At 58.7% G+C, this 15,613-nt stretch carries 17 protein-coding genes and 3 tRNA genes; 2 read left to right on the top strand and 18 right to left on the bottom strand.

The annotated features are described in order from the left end of the window. Nucleotides 1-2: 2 nt before the first annotated feature. From nuoK to QRN60_RS05935, 16 genes are all read right to left on the bottom strand, one after another. Nucleotides 3-311, bottom strand: coding sequence for an NADH-quinone oxidoreductase subunit NuoK (nuoK, locus tag QRN60_RS06010; RefSeq protein ID WP_003502389.1), 309 nt, complete (start codon nt 309-311; stop codon nt 3-5). 29 nt (nt 312-340) lie between these two features. Further along, on the bottom strand, nt 341-955 hold the full coding sequence (locus QRN60_RS06005) for an NADH-quinone oxidoreductase subunit J (protein WP_003502387.1): 615 nt from the start codon (nt 953-955) through the stop codon (nt 341-343). Between the two features lie 136 nt (nt 956-1,091). Beyond that, complete coding sequence (nuoI, locus tag QRN60_RS06000) at nt 1,092-1,583, bottom strand: NADH-quinone oxidoreductase subunit NuoI (protein ID WP_003502385.1); 492 nt, start codon at nt 1,581-1,583, stop codon at nt 1,092-1,094. Nucleotides 1,584-1,619: 36 nt separating this feature from the next. Next, on the bottom strand, nt 1,620-2,666 hold the full coding sequence (nuoH, locus tag QRN60_RS05995; protein ID WP_003496451.1) for an NADH-quinone oxidoreductase subunit NuoH: 1,047 nt from the start codon (nt 2,664-2,666) through the stop codon (nt 1,620-1,622). 13 nt (nt 2,667-2,679) lie between these two features. After that, entirely contained in the window at nt 2,680-4,761 is a 2,082-nt protein-coding gene (gene nuoG, locus QRN60_RS05990; RefSeq protein WP_031234025.1) for an NADH-quinone oxidoreductase subunit NuoG, read from the bottom strand. A gap of 156 nt (nt 4,762-4,917) precedes the next feature. Beyond that, complete coding sequence (gene nuoF, locus QRN60_RS05985) at nt 4,918-6,222, bottom strand: NADH-quinone oxidoreductase subunit NuoF (protein ID WP_129565050.1); 1,305 nt, start codon at nt 6,220-6,222, stop codon at nt 4,918-4,920. A 10-nt stretch (nt 6,223-6,232) separates the two neighbouring features. Beyond that, nucleotides 6,233-7,330 carry an NADH-quinone oxidoreductase subunit E gene (locus QRN60_RS05980; RefSeq protein ID WP_099085473.1) on the bottom strand — a complete coding sequence of 366 codons (1,098 nt, stop codon included), beginning with the start codon at nt 7,328-7,330 and terminating at the stop codon, nt 6,233-6,235. A gap of 16 nt (nt 7,331-7,346) precedes the next feature. After that, the gene (locus QRN60_RS05975; RefSeq protein WP_003502376.1) at nt 7,347-7,607 is read right to left on the bottom strand and encodes a hypothetical protein; all 261 of its coding nucleotides are present in this window, start codon (nt 7,605-7,607) and stop codon (nt 7,347-7,349) included. Next, nucleotides 7,607-8,797 carry an NADH-quinone oxidoreductase subunit D gene (locus tag QRN60_RS05970; protein WP_003496461.1) on the bottom strand — a complete coding sequence of 397 codons (1,191 nt, stop codon included), beginning with the start codon at nt 8,795-8,797 and terminating at the stop codon, nt 7,607-7,609. Before QRN60_RS05970 ends, QRN60_RS05975 begins: the two co-directional genes overlap by 1 nt. A gap of 1 nt (nt 8,798) precedes the next feature. After that, nucleotides 8,799-9,227: a GFA family protein gene (locus QRN60_RS05965; protein WP_003502373.1), complete on the bottom strand. Its 429-nt coding sequence runs from the start codon at nt 9,225-9,227 to the stop codon at nt 8,799-8,801. Beyond that, nucleotides 9,224-9,826 carry an NADH-quinone oxidoreductase subunit C gene (locus QRN60_RS05960; protein ID WP_020810740.1) on the bottom strand — a complete coding sequence of 201 codons (603 nt, stop codon included), beginning with the start codon at nt 9,824-9,826 and terminating at the stop codon, nt 9,224-9,226. The genes QRN60_RS05965 and QRN60_RS05960 overlap by 4 nt, the downstream gene beginning before the upstream one ends. Nucleotides 9,827-9,847: 21 nt before the next feature. Continuing rightward, nucleotides 9,848-10,432, bottom strand: a complete 585-nt coding sequence (locus QRN60_RS05955) for a NuoB/complex I 20 kDa subunit family protein (protein ID WP_003521524.1) — start codon at nt 10,430-10,432, stop codon at nt 9,848-9,850. Continuing rightward, nucleotides 10,423-10,788: an NADH-quinone oxidoreductase subunit A gene (locus tag QRN60_RS05950; RefSeq protein WP_003496469.1), complete on the bottom strand. Its 366-nt coding sequence runs from the start codon at nt 10,786-10,788 to the stop codon at nt 10,423-10,425. The genes QRN60_RS05955 and QRN60_RS05950 overlap by 10 nt, the downstream gene beginning before the upstream one ends. A 437-nt stretch (nt 10,789-11,225) precedes the next feature. After that, nucleotides 11,226-11,302 (bottom strand) — tRNA-Asp (locus QRN60_RS05945). A gap of 41 nt (nt 11,303-11,343) precedes the next feature. Further along, nucleotides 11,344-11,420 (bottom strand) — tRNA-Asp (locus tag QRN60_RS05940). Between the two features lie 99 nt (nt 11,421-11,519). Beyond that, nucleotides 11,520-11,825, bottom strand: coding sequence for a hypothetical protein (locus QRN60_RS05935; protein ID WP_162690812.1), 306 nt, complete (start codon nt 11,823-11,825; stop codon nt 11,520-11,522). A 41-nt stretch (nt 11,826-11,866) separates the two neighbouring features. Here QRN60_RS05935 and QRN60_RS05930 point away from each other — a divergent pair. Further along, a tRNA-Val gene (locus tag QRN60_RS05930) sits at nt 11,867-11,942 on the top strand. 321 nt (nt 11,943-12,263) lie between these two features. Further along, nucleotides 12,264-12,401: a hypothetical protein gene (locus QRN60_RS05925; RefSeq protein WP_020012322.1), complete on the top strand. Its 138-nt coding sequence runs from the start codon at nt 12,264-12,266 to the stop codon at nt 12,399-12,401. 196 nt (nt 12,402-12,597) lie between these two features. Here QRN60_RS05925 and QRN60_RS05920 read toward each other — a convergent pair whose 3' ends face one another. Beyond that, entirely contained in the window at nt 12,598-14,796 is a 2,199-nt protein-coding gene (locus QRN60_RS05920) for an esterase-like activity of phytase family protein (protein ID WP_112494930.1), read from the bottom strand. A 350-nt stretch (nt 14,797-15,146) separates the two neighbouring features. Next, on the bottom strand, nt 15,147-15,422 hold the full coding sequence (gene hupB, locus QRN60_RS05915; protein WP_003502360.1) for a DNA-binding protein HupB: 276 nt from the start codon (nt 15,420-15,422) through the stop codon (nt 15,147-15,149). Nucleotides 15,423-15,613 lie beyond the last annotated feature (191 nt).

Raw genomic sequence — 15,613 nt, 5'->3', positions numbered from 1 at the left:
TATCAGCCCTTCATCATATTGACGTCTTCGACGGCGATCGATCCGCGGTTGCGGTAGAAGACAACGAGTATTGCAAGACCGATGGCCGCTTCGGCGGCTGCGACGGTCAGAATGAAAAGTGCGAAGACCTGGCCGACGATGTCGTTCAGGAAAGCCGAGAACGCCACCATGTTGATGTTGACCGCCAACAGGATGAGCTCGATCGACATGAGGATGACGATGACGTTCTTCCGGTTGAGGAAGATGCCGAACACGCCGATCGTGAAGAGAATGGCGCTGACCGTCAGATAGTGGGAAAGACCGATTACCATATTGTGTTTCCTTGAATCCGTTCGCGCCTTCAGATGCCCTGACCCGGCTTGACCTTGACCGTGGTGACGGCGGTCTTCGGGTCACGGCCGACCTGCGTGGATACATCCTGCCGCTTGATGTCAGTGCGATGACGCAGCGTCAGCACGATGGCGCCGATCATGGCCACCAGCAGCACGAGACCGGCGAGCTGGAAGAAGTAGATGTAATTGGTATAGAGCACATCACCCAGCGCGGCCGTATTGGTGCGCTCGGTCACCGGCGGGATCGGCATGGTGATCGATTTCGCCGCCTGCGGGTTGAGCACGCTGCCGCCGACAACGACGATCAGCTCCGCCGCGAGGATGACGCCGATCAGCGCGCCGATCGGGGCGTATTGCAGCACGCCGGAGCGCAGCTCCGCAAAATCCACATCCAGCATCATGACGACGAAGAGGAAGAGCACCGCGACAGCGCCGACATAAACCACCAGCAGGATCATGCCGAGGAACTCGGCTCCCGTCAGCAGGAACAGCGCGGCTGCGTTGAAGAAGGTCAAAATCAGAAACAGCACCGAATGAACAGGGTTCTTCGATGCAATGACCATGAACGCAGACGCCACGGCGACGAAAGCGAATATATAAAAGAATACAGCGTGCAGACCCATCTTGGTGCCTTCTTGTCCTCATCGGGAGAAGATGGCCGAAAGCCCCCTCACCCGTTTCGTCCCCGCCGGCGAAAACCGCGCAGGCATTTTACTTTTCATCGCTTTCCGGAGGCTCCCCCGGAAAGACGGTTGCGCCTTAACGGTAAGGCGCATCCAGTGCGAGGTTGCGTGCGATTTCACGCTCCCAGCGGTCGCCATTGTCGAGAAGCTTCTGCTTGTCGAAATAAAGCTCCTCGCGGGTTTCCGTCGCGAATTCGAAGTTCGGGCCTTCGACGATGGCATCGACCGGGCAGGCTTCCTGGCAGAAGCCGCAATAGATGCACTTCACCATGTCGATGTCGTAACGCACCGTGCGGCGGGTGCCGTCGTTGCGGCGCGGGCCGGCTTCGATGGTGATCGCCTGAGCAGGACAGATAGCTTCACACAGCTTGCAGGCGATGCAGCGTTCTTCACCGTTGGGATAACGGCGCAGCGCATGTTCGCCGCGAAAGCGCGGAGACACCGGGCCCTTTTCAAAGGGATAGTTCACCGTCGCCTTCTGTTTGAAGAAGTGGCGCATCGTCAGGAAGATCGCACCGACGAACTCCTTGAGGAACAGTGAATTGACGGCTTGGGAAAGGCTTGCCATCTCAAACTCCAGATTTCTGAGCGAGGCGTACGGACATCAACCGGCCCACCCCGTCAGCTTCAATACGAATGCAACAATAACGACCATGGCGAGCGACAGCGGCAGGAACACCTTCCAGCCGAGGCGCATGAGCTGGTCATAACGATAACGCGGAACGAAAGCCTTGGTCAGCGCGATCATGAAGAAGACCATGCAGCCCTTGAGCGCGAACCAGACAATGCCCGGAACCCAGTTCAGGAACCACACATCCACGATCGGCAGCCAGCCGCCCATGAACAGGATCGTCGTCAGGCAGCAGATCAGGACGATCGCAGCATATTCGCCGAGCATGAACATCATGTAAGGCGTGGAGCCATATTCGACCATGTGACCGGCAACCAGTTCCGATTCCGCTTCCGGAAGGTCGAAGGGCGGACGGTTGGTTTCGGCAAGGCCCGAGATGAAGAACACGATGAACATCGGGAACAGCGACAGCCAGTGCCAGTCGAGGAACGAGGCCGGCAGGCCGAGCATCGTGCCGAGGCCGGTCTTCTGGGCAAGCACGATATCCGTCAGGTTCAGCGAACCGACGCAGAGCAGCACGGTGACGATGACGAGGCCGATCGACACTTCATAGGACACCATCTGCGCGGCGGAACGAAGCGCGCCGAGGAACGGATACTTCGAGTTGGAAGCCCAACCGCCCATGATGATGCCGTACACTTCAAGCGAGGAAATCGCGAAGATGTAGAGGATGCCGACATTGATATTGGCGACGACCCAGCCTTCATTGAACGGAATGACGGCATAGGTTGCGAGCGCCAGCGTCACGGCGACCAGCGGCGCCAGAAGGAAGACGGCCTTGTTGGCACCGGCCGGGATGACGGGCTCCTTGAGGATGAACTTCAAAAGGTCGGCGAAGGACTGGAAGAGACCGAAAGGACCAACGACGTTCGGACCACGGCGCAGCTGCACGGCTGCCCAGACCTTACGGTCAGCGAGCAGCAGGAAGGCGATGGCCACCAGAAGGCAAACGAGAAGCAGCAGGGACTGGCCGACCATGATCAGCGCGGGCCAGACGTAGCTCCAGAAAAACTGTTCCATAAATCCCCTACCCTTACTCTGCCGCAGCCTGGAAATTGTTGCGGGCCAATGCGGAACACTCGGCCATGACGGCGGATGCGCGCGCAATCGGGTTCGTCAAATAAAAGTCTTTTACGGTCGAGGCAAACGCCGACTTGTTGAGGCTACCCGCATGAGCGGCGAGAGCCTCGATATCCTTACCGTTGCCGGCAACGATCTCGTCGGTTTCTGCCAGATGCGGATGAGCAACATAAAGCTGGCCACGCAGCGCCGAGAGCGAATCGAACGGCAGCTTCTTGCCGAGCACGTCGGAAAGCGCACGCAGGATCGCCCAATCTTCGCGGGCCTCGCCCGGTGCGAAACCGGCGCGGTTGCCCACCTGAACGCGGCCTTCGGTGTTGACCCAGATACCGGATTTTTCGGTATAGGCCGCACCCGGAAGGATGACGTCGGCGTGCATCGCGCCATGGTCACCATGGCTACCGATATAGACGGTGAACTTGGCGCCCTTGTTCGACAGGTCGATTTCATCGGCGCCGAGCAGGAAGAGAACGTCCATGGACGTTACCATTTCGGCAGCAGCAACACCGCCCTCGCCCGGCACGAAGCCGATATCGAGACCACCGACGCGGGCAGCGGCGGTGTGAAGCACCGAGAAGCCGTTCCATTCTTCGCTGATGGCGCCAACCGAAACGGCAAGCTTTGCAGCAGCAGCGAGAACAGCCGCACCATCGGCGCGTGCCAGAGCGCCCTGGCCGATGATGATCAGCGGGTTCTTGGCAGACTTCAGCTTCTCAACGAAGCTGTGCGAACCGTTGGCCAGATCGGAAAGCGTTTCCGCGCCGGAGCCGAGATATTCATAATTGTAGCGCAGCTCGCCGGCTTCGCCGATCACGCCGATCGGGAAACCGCCGCGACGCCAGCGCTTGCGGATGCGGGCGTTGAGCACGGCCGCTTCGTAACGCGGGTTGGAACCAACGATCAGCAGGGCGTCGGCCTGTTCGATGCCTTCAATGGTGGAATTGAACAGATAGCTGGCGCGGCCAAGCGACGGGTCGAGCGCTGCACCATCCTGACGGCAATCGACATTGGCCGAACCGAGCGAAGCGAGCAGTGACTTCAGCGCGAACATTTCTTCGACGGAGGCCAGATCACCGGCAATCGCACCGATCTTGCTGCCGGATGTCGCAGCAACTGCAGTCTTGATCGCACCGAAAGCTTCGCCCCAGCTTGCGGGCTGCAGACGGCCATCCTTGCGGACGTAAGGCCGGTCGAGACGCTGGGTCTTCAGACCATCCCAGATGAAGCGGCTCTTGTCGGAGATCCACTCTTCGTTGATCGCCTCGTTGACACGCGGCATGACGCGCATGACTTCGCGGCCACGGGTATCGACGCGGATTGCCGAACCGAGAGCGTCCATCACGTCGATGGTTTCGGTCTTGTTCAGTTCCCACGGACGGGCAGTGAAAGCGAAAGGCTTGGAGGTGAGCGCACCGACCGGGCAAAGATCGACGACGTTGCCCTGAAGCTCGGAGGTCATCGCCTGCTCGAGATAGGTGGTGATTTCAGCGTCCTCGCCGCGGCCGATGAGGCCGAGTTCGGCGATGCCAGCAACTTCCGTGGTGAAACGGACGCAGCGCGTGCAGTGGATGCAGCGGTTCATCACCGTCTTGACGAGCGGACCGATATATTTGTCTTCAACCGCACGCTTGTTTTCCGCATAACGCGAACCGGCAATACCGAAGGCCATAGCCTGGTCCTGCAGGTCGCATTCGCCGCCCTGGTCGCAGATCGGGCAATCGAGCGGGTGGTTGATGAGAAGGAACTCCATCACGCCTTCGCGGGCCTTCTTGACCATCGGCGTATTGGTGAAAACCTCAGGCAATTCGCCATTCGGGCCGCCGCGAACGTCGCGCACGCCCATGGCGCAGGATGCGGCGGGCTTGGGCGGTCCGCCCTTCACCTCAATGAGACACATGCGGCAGTTACCCGCGACCGACAAGCGCTCATGAAAACAAAAGCGCGGAACTTCAGCACCAGCCTCCTCGCACGCCTGCAACAGCGTGAAATGATCCGGAACCTCGATCTCTTTACCGTCAACCTTGAGCTTTGCCATGGTTCTACTTACGTCCTGTTGCCTGTTCGTCCCGTGTCTCTCACACGGTCCGCAACAAATCCTTAATCGCGCCCGACACTTAATCTCGTCGGTCAGGCGCTTCATGGTTTTCCGGCGCCGGGATCATCCCCGCGCCGCATGCAAACTGCGAAAAGCTTATTCGGCAGCTTCCAGAACAGCGCCATCATCCATGGCCCTGTAGGTATATTGGTCGATGCGCTTTTCGATTTCCGGACGGAAATTGCGGATCAGCGCCTGTACCGGCCATGCGGCGGCGTCGCCGAGAGCACAGATGGTGTGGCCTTCAATCTGCTTCGTCACTTCGAACAGCATGTCGATTTCGCGCTTCTGCGCGTTGCCCTTCACCATGCGTTCCAGCACGCGCCACATCCAGCCGGTGCCTTCACGGCACGGCGTGCACTGGCCGCAGCTTTCATGCTTGAAGAAAGCCGCGATGCGGGCGATCGCCTTGATGACGTCGGTGGACTTGTCCATGACGATCATGCCGCCCGTGCCGAAGGAAGACTTCACTTCGCGCATGCCGTCGAAGTCCATGATGGCGTCCTTCATGTCCTCACCGCGCACGATGGGGCAGGATGCGCCGCCGGGAATGACGCCGAGCAAATTGTCCCAGCCGCCGCGAATGCCACCGCAATGGTGCTCGATCAGCTCGCGGAAGGACAGGCCCAGCGCATCTTCGAAGGTGCAGGGACGCTCGACATGGCCGGAGACCATGAACAGCTTGGTGCCGACATTGTTCGGACGGCCGATCGACGAGAACCATGCAGCGCCACGGCGCAGGATGGTCGGTGCAACGGCGATCGATTCAACGTTGTTGACGGTGGTCGGGCAGCCGTAAAGACCCATATTGGCCGGGAACGGCGGCTTAAGGCGTGGCTGACCCTTCTTGCCCTCGAGGCTTTCGAGCAGAGCCGTCTCTTCGCCGCAGATATAGGCACCTGCGCCGTGATGGACGTAGATGTCGAAATCCCAGCCGTTCTTGTTGTTCTTGCCGAGCAGGCCCGCATCGTAACATTCGTCGATGGCTGCCTGCAGCACCTCACGCTCGCGCATATATTCGCCGCGAACGTAGATATAGGCCGTATGCGCACCCATGGCGAAACCGGCGATCACGCAGCCTTCGATCAGCGTATGCGGATCGTTGCGCAGGATTTCGCGGTCCTTGCAGGTGCCGGGCTCGGATTCGTCGGCGTTGACGACGAGATAGTGCGGACGACCGTCATTTTCCTTCGGCATGAAGGACCACTTGAGACCCGTCGGGAAGCCAGCGCCGCCGCGACCACGAAGGCCGGAAGCCTTCATCTCGTTGATGATCCAGTCACGACCCTTTTCGATGATCTGCTTGGTACCGTCCCAATGGCCGCGCGCTCTCACGCCCTTCAGGGACTTGTCCTTGAGGCCGTAGAGATTGGTAAAGATGCGATCCTGATCTTTTAACATGCTTCACCTCTTACCGCGGCTTCTTGCCGAAGACCCTGATATACTCGGCTTCGCCACCCTTGGCGAGCGCCTCGGCCTGCTTGATCCACTCGTCGCGTTCGATGCGGCCCTTGAAATTCAGATAACCGTCGACCCAGTCGCATTCGGCCTTTTTCCAGCCGGCAATCTGCGCGTAGGTGAAGATGCCGAGCTCATGCAGCGTGCCTTCGATCTTCGGACCGACGCCGGAAATGAGCTTCAGGTCGTCGGGCGTTGCGGGCTTTTCGATGCCGGCCGGACGATCCTTGGAATCGAGTGACGGCTTCGCAGATCCCGAAGCTTCCTTTTCGGCGGCCTTGACGTTCGCTTCAGCAGCCTTCGGCTCGTTGGCCGGCGTCTTCAGCTTCGGATCGGTTTCCGGCGCGTCCGTCTTCGGCTTGGCGGCATTGGCCGGCGGAACCGGTGCGGCATCAGCCACGACTTCGGCAGGCTTGTCGAGATTGGAACGATCCGGCTTAATCTCTTCCGTCAGGGTCGTCAGGCCACCGACCGGGACCGACTCGTGACGGTCGATCTGCGGGCCGGTCTTGACCGTATCGCCCTTGCCTGCCTCGAACGTGTCGATGATCTCTTCCAGACGCTCGGGCGTCAGGTCCTCATAGGCATCCTTGAAGATGATGACCATCGGCGCGTTGACGCAGGCGCCCTGACATTCCACTTCTTCCCAAGAGAGCGTGCCGCTCTCATTGGTATGCAGCGGATCGTGATGGATCTTCTTGCGGCAGACGTCCATCAGCGCTTCCGAGCCGCGCAGCATGCAGGGCGTAGTGCCGCAGACCTGAACGTGGGCGCGTGTGCCAACCGGCTTCAGCTGGAACTGCGTATAGAAGGTCGCCACTTCCATGACGCGGATATAGGCCATATCCAGCATGTCGGCGATTTTCTCGATGGCGGCGCGGGTAACCCAGCCGTCCTGCTCCTGCGCACGCATGAGCAGCGGGATGACCGCTGATTGCTGGCGTCCCTCGGGATATTTCAGAATCGTCTTTTCCGCCCATGCGGTATTTTCCGCATTGAAGGCAAATGCCACGGGCTGGAACTGATCTTCGGCTAGTCGACGAACGGACATACTTCCTCACGCCTTTTCAGTTTAACGTCTCACAACGCGATCTCGCCACCGTGACGAATTCGCAGGCGTAAGCCGCCTTGTCTTTCTGCATGAACACGATGAACTTGCTGCCATTGGGAACCGAGGCCTTGATCTCGTATCCCGATGACAGAAGCTGCTTGATGGTCGAAGAGCCGCCGCTCGACAGCGATACCTCAGGCTCGCTCGTCGCCGTCTGGGCGAGAACGGGTGCCGACATCGCAGCGAGAAAAGCCGGTATGGCCAGCGGCAGACGCATCAGCGGTCGACCTCCCCGAACACGATGTCGAGGGAGCCGAGCACGGCTGTAACGTCAGCAAGCTGATGGCCCTTGCACAGGAAATCCATGGCCTGCAGGTGTGCGTAGCCCGGAGCGCGGATCTTGCAGCGGTAGGGCTTGTTGGAACCATCAGCGACCACATAGACGCCGAATTCGCCCTTCGGCGCTTCGACAGCGGCGTAAACTTCGCCGGCCGGTACGTGATAACCTTCGGTGTAGAGCTTGAAGTGGTGGATCAGCGCTTCCATCGAACGCTTCATCTCGCCACGCTTCGGCGGAACCACCTTGCCGTCAAGCGAGGAGACCGGGCCGATGCGATGCTTGCCGGACAGAAGATCGACGCACTGCTTCATGATCTTCACCGATTCGCGCATTTCCTGCATGCGGATCAGGTAACGGTCATAGCAGTCGCCGTTCTTGCCGACGGGGATGTCGAATTCCAGATCGGAATAGCACTCGTAGGGCTGCGCGCGGCGCAGATCCCAGGCAGCGCCCGAACCGCGCACCATCACGCCGGTGAAACCCCAGGCGAAGGCGTCTTCAAGCGAGACCACGCCGATATCGACGTTACGCTGCTTGTAGATGCGGTTGTCGGTCAACAGACCTTCGATATTGTCGAGCACGGTCAGGAACGGATCGCACCACTTGCCGATATCATCGACCAGTTCCGGCGGCAGGTCCTGATGAACACCGCCCGGACGGACATAGGCCGAGTGCATGCGGGCGCCGCAGGCGCGCTCATAGAACACCATCAGCTTTTCGCGCTCTTCGAAGCCCCAGACCGGCGGCGTCATCGCGCCGACGTCCATTGCCTGCGTCGTCACGTTCATGATGTGCGACAGGATGCGGCCGATTTCAGAATAAAGCACGCGGATCAGCTGGCCGCGCATCGGGATTTCGAGGCCCAGCAGCTTTTCGACGGCGAGCGCAAAAGCGTGTTCCTGGTTCATCGGCGCGACGTAGTCGAGACGGTCGAAATAGGGAACGGCCTGCAGATAGGTCTTGGTCTCGATCAGCTTTTCGGTGCCGCGATGCAAAAGACCGATATGCGGATCGACGCGCTCGACGATTTCGCCGTCCAGCTCCAGAACCAGACGCAGCACGCCGTGCGCGGACGGATGTTCCGGACCGAAGTTGATCGTGAAATTGCGGACGTTATGCTCAGTCATTCTAGTGCTCCGCCGAGGTGATCATGGCGATGAATTCGGGGCCGGTCATGTTCTGCGTGGTTTCGGCGAAAGAATAGCTCGAAGGCTTTTCATCCGTGAAAATCTGCGACGCGAACTTGAAGTTGGAAGGGTTTTCGAAAGCCTGCAGCGAAACGGCAAAATGCTTGCCATCCTTGGAACGCCACATCAGCGTGCTGCCGCAATTCTTGCAGAAGCAGCGCTCACCCCACTCAGACGAGGAATAGACGCCGAGGTTCTCTTCGTTTTCGACGGAGATATCAGCGCATTCGACAGCCAGAAACGCACCGCCGGACCAGCGGCGGCACATGGAGCAATGGCAGACGCCGAATTCGCGGGCACCGATCGCGGCCTTGAGGCCGACGGCACCGCAAAGACATTGGGCACGCTCTGTCGCAGGGGCTTCGCTCATTGCTTGGCCTTTTCGTCACCCGGGAGAACATATTCAGTCCCCTCCCAAGGAGAGAGGAAATCGAAATTGCGGAATTCCTGCTTCAGTTCGACCGGTTCATAAAGAACCCGTTTCAGCACGTCATCGTAACGTACTTCCACAAAGCCGGTAACCGGAAAATCCTTGCGCAGCGGGTGGCCTTCGAAACCGTAGTCGGTGAGAATACGGCGAAGGTCCTTATGGCCTTCGAACGGAATACCATACATGTCCCAGGCTTCGCGCTCGAACCATTCCGCGCCCATATAAACAGGGGTCGAAGACGGAACACCCTCGTCTTCCGCCACTTGCAGCTTGACGCGCACGCGCAGGTTCTGGCGCGGCGACAGCAGGTGATAGACGACATCAAAACGCTTCTCGCGCTGCGGCCAGTCGACACCGCAGATATCGATGATGTTGACGAAACCGCACTGCACATCGTCACGCAGGAAGGTCAAAAGCGCGATCACGCTTTCAGGCGTCGTGTTCAGCGTCAGTTCGCCATAGGCGATATCAGCCGACACCACGAGGGAACCGCGCGCTTCCTTAACGTAAGCAGCAAGATCGTTGAGAGCTTCGCTCATTACTTAATCCGTCCTTTGCCCTTAGCGCTCGATCGTACCGGTACGCCGGATCTTCTTCTGCAGCAGAAGTACGCCGTAAAGCAGCGCCTCCGCCGTGGGGGGACAGCCCGGAACGTAGATATCCACCGGCACGACGCGGTCGCAACCGCGCACGACAGCGTAGGAATAGTGGTAATAGCCGCCGCCATTGGCGCAGGAGCCCATGGAGATGACGTAACGGGGCTCAGGCATCTGGTCATAGACCTTGCGCAGAGCGGGCGCCATCTTGTTGGTCAGCGTGCCGGCGACGATCATGACGTCCGACTGGCGCGGTGAGGCGCGCGGGGCAACGCCGAAGCGCTCCATGTCGTAACGCGGGCCGGAAGCCTGCATCAGGCCTTCAACGGCGCAGCAGGCAAGACCGAACTGCATCCACATCAGGGAGCCGGTACGCGCCCAGGTGATCAGCTCGTCGGTCGAGGTAACGAGAAAGCCCTTGTCGGCCAGCTCGTCGTTGATTTCCGTGAAGTAGGCGTCGTTGCTGCCAACCGGCTTGCCGGTCGAGGGATCGATGATCCCCTTCGGCTGCGGCGCAACGAGCGTGGTGTTGTTCTGGCTCATGCCCATTCCAGCGCTCCCTTCTTCCACTCATAGATAAAGCCGATGGTGAGGACGAGAAGGAACACCATCATCGACCAGAAACCGAACCAGCCCATCTCGCCGAAAGACACCGCCCAGGGGAACAGGAAGGCGACTTCCAGATCGAAGATGATGAACAGAATCGACACCAGATAAAAGCGGATATCGAACTTCATGCGGGCATCGTCGAAGGCGTTGAAACCGCACTCGAAAGCGGAGAGCTTTTCCGGGTCCGGCGCCTTGTAGGCGACCGCAAAGGGCGCAATGAGAAGCGCCAGGCCGATGACGAGAGCGATACCGATGAAGATTGCGATCGGAATGTAGGAACTGAGGAGTTCAGTCATGGTCTCTTCCCTGTCCGGCCGGGTGCCGGACCTGCCTTTGTGACCTTAAGTCTCAAAGAGCGGACAAATATGTTGCAACGCCAAAGTGGTTAGCGCAGCCGCGCCCTCTCTGCAAGAGTTTAGGCACCATTTCAAGACACCTGCCGCATTGATTGGCAACAATATTGCCGGAATTGACGCAAATTTGGGCCACAATTCCGACCTAAGCCCCTCAAATACAATAATAATCGATTGAACGACGCAACCGCAAAAAAGTCACACGAATTTTACGTCGAAACGGCGGTGAAGTGACGATATCCCGATATCGAAACTTGACTAAAAAAAGCAGGAAAAATCGCGTTTGAAACGGCCGGAATCAAGCATCGGAATCGTCAAAAATCGAGGCGTGCAAACAGCGCGTCGATCTGGTTTTGAGGAGACATTTCAAGAGAAAGAAATGGCGCGAGTGACGGGGCTCGAACCCGCGACCTCCGGCGTGACAGGCCGGCACTCTAACCGACTGAGCTACACCCGCGCTCCACAGACATTCATCTGCGTTTTTTCCGAGGAACAGGATGGCGCGAGTGACGGGGCTCGAACCCGCGACCTCCGGCGTGACAGGCCGGCACTCTAACCAACTGAGCTACACCCGCTTATCCTGACGGACAGGACCTTGTCCCGCCGTACGAACCAGCCTCGGCTGTTCGTTGAGCGGCTAACTACGGCGTTCGTGCGGGGGTGTCAAGCAGGTTTCACGACAAAAGAATAAGCTTTTTCATTTTGATCGGGAAAAACCTGAAGGCCATTGATAAGCGTTCCGGCAAACGCCTTGTTTTGCGGGCTTTTCCCAACGAAAACAAAAAACTTGTCCACAGCCAGCGACTTCCCCAGGGGCATTTCCCCCAGGCCATCAAGGCGTCATTGGTTTCTGATTTCACCAAAAAGCCCACAGTTCCCGGCTTTTTGCCCCTCCCCTTCGGCGGAGGGAAAAGCCGCTCCGAAAAAAAACAAAAAAACTTCACAAAAGCCCTTGCGGTTTTTTTCCGATCCGAATACATCACGGCCACCGACGCGGCGGACATGATCCGCAGGACGCGAAGGGCGATTAGCTCAGTTGGTAGAGCGCCTCGTTTACACCGAGGATGTCGGGAGTTCGAGTCTCTCATCGCCCACCATTTTCCAAGCTTCTCAAATCCATATGTTATGAGCTGAATGTTTGTCAGCTGATGCGATCTTTTGTCCTGCATTTTCCGCAGCTGGAATCAGCCGGCCCTGCCCCGCATCTCGTCGCTGGGCGTATCAATCCGAGCCCGGAACCACCGGAATCGTTTTTCCAGCCCTCATCTATTCCAAATCGATACGTCCGTTTCGGATTCCGACAGCTTCACCGAATCCCTGTGCCACCGCGTAACATACCGAAAAATAAGCGGATTCAGACTTTTTAAAGAGATTTCGGGCATTGTTTGCGCACCGTTTCATGATGAACGGTTGAACTGATGGATGAAACCATGTCGATCGACGCGTTTGTAACACTCGCGCTTATTGCGCTGCCTGTTTATATTTTTTTCCGCTGGGTCCAGCAGGACTCAGAAAAACAAGATACTCCCGAAAGCAAAAATTCCATGGGGCGTTGATCCGTTACGGTCAACCCGCAGTATTTTCCTGGACGGTCTCCAGACGAAATCCTCCACGATCAGATACCCAAGCGGCAATGCTGATTTCAACAGCTTGCATCGCCAGAATCGGGCATCCCGGCCTTGGGGTTCCCTCGCCGCACAAAAAAGCCGGGCATAGCCCGGCTTTTCTCATTTGCAGCGCCTTTCGGCTCGATCAGTTGATCGCCTTCATGTTGATGGTGAAGAACAGCGTTTCGCCGGAAGAATCGTCCACGCCGTCATTGTCGGTCACGGCATAGGCCGTTCCAGCCTTGTCAAAGGTGAAGCCTTCCAGCTTGTCGACGACGTAGCCGTTGGTCTGGGCCTTCAGGTCGGGCAGGAAATCATGGGCTTCCTGCTTGGCCACCAGCGGCAACTCGCCGCCGATCTTGCCCGGCTTCAGGTCGGCGATCGCAACGCGGTAGAGCTTCTTGATCTTGGCCTTGTCGCCGATCTGGTTGTCGCGCTCGACGATATAGACATTATCGCCCTGCGCGGTGATTTCGGAAAGGCCGACCCAGCCTGCCTCCGTCTTGTCGAGCGGGTAACGCACGGCGCCCCACTCCTTGGACTTCGGATTATAGGAGACGAGCTTGACGAAGCCCTTCTCGTCCGTGCCCCATTCGCGCTGCACGGCCATCCACAGCGTGGCGTCGTCGCCCTTGCCGATCATGGTCACGCCTTCGAAACCGAAGCGGGTATCGCCGGAAAGGAGTTCCTTCGGCAGAGCGATCTCGGCCTTGATTTCGCCCTTGGCGTTGACGTTATAGAGTGCGTGCGGAACAAGCTTGGCGCTGTCGCCTTCAGAGGCCAGCCAGAAACCGCCCTTGCCATCAAGCGTAATGCCTTCGATGTCGAGCTTCTGAGCAGCAATGCCGTCACGCTTGACGCGCAGCGCGCTGGTGATGGTGGCAGGCTTTTTCGTGGCGTCGATGGTGAAGATTGACGGCTGGTTGCCGTAGACCGAGTCGGAAACGGCATAGAGAATGCCGGGCTTCTCGGCATCGCCGACCAGGCCGGAAAGAGCGCCCCAGCCGATCGGCGCGCCGTCGACGGTGGCGGAAACGAGCTGCGGATAGGCAGGCTGGCCTTCGGCGCGCTCATAAAGCATGACATGCGAGCGGACACCGCCGTCTTCGATCAGATCGACCTCATTGGCCGTGGCAAGGAGATTGCGCGACGGAATGGCGACGGCGCCTTCCGGCGAGACGCCCGAAGGCAGGAGCTGCGTCAGCTGCGGCTCCGCACCGGTATCCTTGTAGACGGCGACCACCGAAGCGCGCTCGGCAAGCACGAAGAAATACTTCTGGCCATCAAAGGTTGCCGCTTCCAGACCCTCGGGCTCAATGCCCTTGGCCTTGGAGCGCTTTTCCGGATAGTGGCCGATGGCGGCAACCGCGCGCTCGAGCGAAGCACCGGCTTCATAAACAAGCTTGCCGGTCTTGTCGAAAATGGTGAAGCCGCGCGAACCGCCCTGCCAGTCACCTTCATTGGCGATGACGATACGGTCATTGTCCAGCCACTTTACAGCGTCCGGCTCGCGCTTGCGGCCTTCCTGCTTGTCGGTGAATTTCAGCTGACCGTCGGTCTTCGTGTCGACGCCTTCCAGATCAACCTTGCCGGCGGAGAAATGCGTCTTCACCGTGCCGGTCTTGCCATCGATGATGACGATATGGTTGTTTTCCTGCAGCGTCAGAGCGATCTCGCCATTGGCGTTGATCGAGACGAATTCTGGCTCCGGATCCTCAGGGGAAATTTCGGCGAGACCGGTAACGTCAATCTTCTTCAGCGTCGCGCAGTCGGCCACGCCGTCCTTCAGGCCGACCGTTACCAGATAGCCGGCGGGCATCTGCGGCAGTGCGCCTTCGTTCACATCTTCATCACGCTCGTTTTCGATCGCGATGGCGGCAAAGGTTTTATCAGGGGAAACGGCGACGGAATCGGGCTGGCCGCCGAGATCACAGCTTGCCTCGATCTTCTTCGTGGCAATATCGACCGTCACCAGCTTGCCGGACGGGTTGGCGCGGTTTTCCGACGTATTGACGCCGGCCAGAACCTTGAGGCCAGCAACGGCAACAGAGGTCGGCTCGCCTTCCAGCAGCAATGCGCCGCCGGCCTTGGGGGCCTTCGCGTCGGTGATGTCGATGAAACCGATGCCGCCAAGCGGGCTGTCCGAATAGATCAGCGTCTTGCCGTCTTCACTGGCGGTGATGATTTCAGCCGAGGTGACGGACTTGGCGTCCTTGTCCGCGGGAAGGTTTTTCGCCACCGGGAAAGACGCGATGCGGTTGAAAACCGGCTCGGCAGCGGCCGGCAAGGCCACGGACGTGAGCAGAGCAGCGGTCAAGGCCATTTGAGAAAATCGGAACGCCATTTTAATCCCCCTTGGGTCCAGAAATACCCCATGGCTTCTGCGTCAAAGACATGACAGTGGCATGACATTTCCTGTCGGGAATCAAAAAGCCCGGCCATGGAGACCGGGCTTTCTTGTTTCTGCGCACATTCCGCGTATCGGAGCACCGTGTGACCGGATGGAGGCTGCACAGGCGCGCTCCCTACTTCCGTTTACATCCTGCCGGATTGAGAACCGGGCTGTCCGAAAAGCATTTCGAAAAACCGCCCGGTTTTGAGCCGGCATGAAGGCGTCAGCGCGTCAAAACATGTTTCCTCGTGAACCTGAAAAGCCGCCCGCCCGCCGCCGGGCGTTGCGGCTTTCCGGAAACCTTACGAGTTGACGGCGTCCTTCAGGCCCTTGCCTGCGGAAAACTTCGGTACGTTGCGAGCCGGGATATCGACTTCAGCACCCGTAGAAGGGTTACGGCCCTTGGAGGCTTCACGGCGGCTAACGGAGAAGCTGCCGAAGCCAGCGAGGCGAATGTCGCCACCGTTCTTCAGTTCGCTCTGTACGGTTTCGAATACGGCATCAACAGCGGAAGCAGCATCTGCCTTCGTGAGACCAGCCTTTTCGGCAACAGCAGAGACGAGCTCGTTCTTGTTCATGTTTCCACCCCTTTCAATGGTTTGAAACGACTCAAATTAAGCCGGCGCAGAATACGTTTGCATCCGCGCGCAGCAACCCAAAAGCGCTGGAATCGCCTGAAAAACAAGGGGTCTGCGATTTTTTTCACAAAAAAGGCCGACATTTCTGCCGGCCTTCCACATATTCGTGCCAAATTCGCATCACTTGCCCG

The organism is Agrobacterium sp. CFBP2214 (assembly GCF_030209895.1).
GTDB classification, from domain to species: Bacteria; Pseudomonadota; Alphaproteobacteria; order Rhizobiales; family Rhizobiaceae; genus Agrobacterium; species Agrobacterium radiobacter.
Note: the sequence above shows the minus strand (reverse complement) of the source record. Positions and strands in the feature narration are given on the sequence as shown.

Bases quoted from the DNA above. Each gene is read 5' to 3' on its own strand.
- nuoI (WP_003502385.1), bottom strand. From the start codon at position 1,583: ATGGCAAGCCTTTCCCAAGCCGTCAATTCACTGTTCCTCAAGGAGTTC.
- nuoK (WP_003502389.1), bottom strand. From the start codon at position 311: ATGGTAATCGGTCTTTCCCACTATCTGACGGTCAGCGCCATTCTCTTC.
- QRN60_RS05920 (WP_112494930.1), bottom strand. From the start codon at position 14,796: ATGGCGTTCCGATTTTCTCAAATGGCCTTGACCGCTGCTCTGCTCACG.
- QRN60_RS05965 (WP_003502373.1), bottom strand. From the start codon at position 9,227: ATGAGCGAAGCCCCTGCGACAGAGCGTGCCCAATGTCTTTGCGGTGCC.
- QRN60_RS05950 (WP_003496469.1), bottom strand. From the start codon at position 10,788: ATGACTGAACTCCTCAGTTCCTACATTCCGATCGCAATCTTCATCGGT.
- QRN60_RS05970 (WP_003496461.1), bottom strand. From the start codon at position 8,797: ATGACTGAGCATAACGTCCGCAATTTCACGATCAACTTCGGTCCGGAA.
- nuoF (WP_129565050.1), bottom strand. From the start codon at position 6,222: ATGTTAAAAGATCAGGATCGCATCTTTACCAATCTCTACGGCCTCAAG.
- QRN60_RS05960 (WP_020810740.1), bottom strand. From the start codon at position 9,826: ATGAGCGAAGCTCTCAACGATCTTGCTGCTTACGTTAAGGAAGCGCGC.
- hupB (WP_003502360.1), bottom strand. From the start codon at position 15,422: ATGAACAAGAACGAGCTCGTCTCTGCTGTTGCCGAAAAGGCTGGTCTC.
- nuoG (WP_031234025.1), bottom strand. From the start codon at position 4,761: ATGGCAAAGCTCAAGGTTGACGGTAAAGAGATCGAGGTTCCGGATCAT.
- QRN60_RS06005 (WP_003502387.1), bottom strand. From the start codon at position 955: ATGGGTCTGCACGCTGTATTCTTTTATATATTCGCTTTCGTCGCCGTG.
- QRN60_RS05980 (WP_099085473.1), bottom strand. From the start codon at position 7,330: ATGTCCGTTCGTCGACTAGCCGAAGATCAGTTCCAGCCCGTGGCATTT.
- QRN60_RS05955 (WP_003521524.1), bottom strand. From the start codon at position 10,432: ATGGGCATGAGCCAGAACAACACCACGCTCGTTGCGCCGCAGCCGAAG.
- QRN60_RS05935 (WP_162690812.1), bottom strand. From the start codon at position 11,825: ATGTATTCGGATCGGAAAAAAACCGCAAGGGCTTTTGTGAAGTTTTTT.
- QRN60_RS05925 (WP_020012322.1), top strand. From the start codon at position 12,264: ATGGATGAAACCATGTCGATCGACGCGTTTGTAACACTCGCGCTTATT.
- nuoH (WP_003496451.1), bottom strand. From the start codon at position 2,666: ATGGAACAGTTTTTCTGGAGCTACGTCTGGCCCGCGCTGATCATGGTC.
- QRN60_RS05975 (WP_003502376.1), bottom strand. From the start codon at position 7,607: ATGCGTCTGCCGCTGGCCATACCGGCTTTTCTCGCTGCGATGTCGGCA.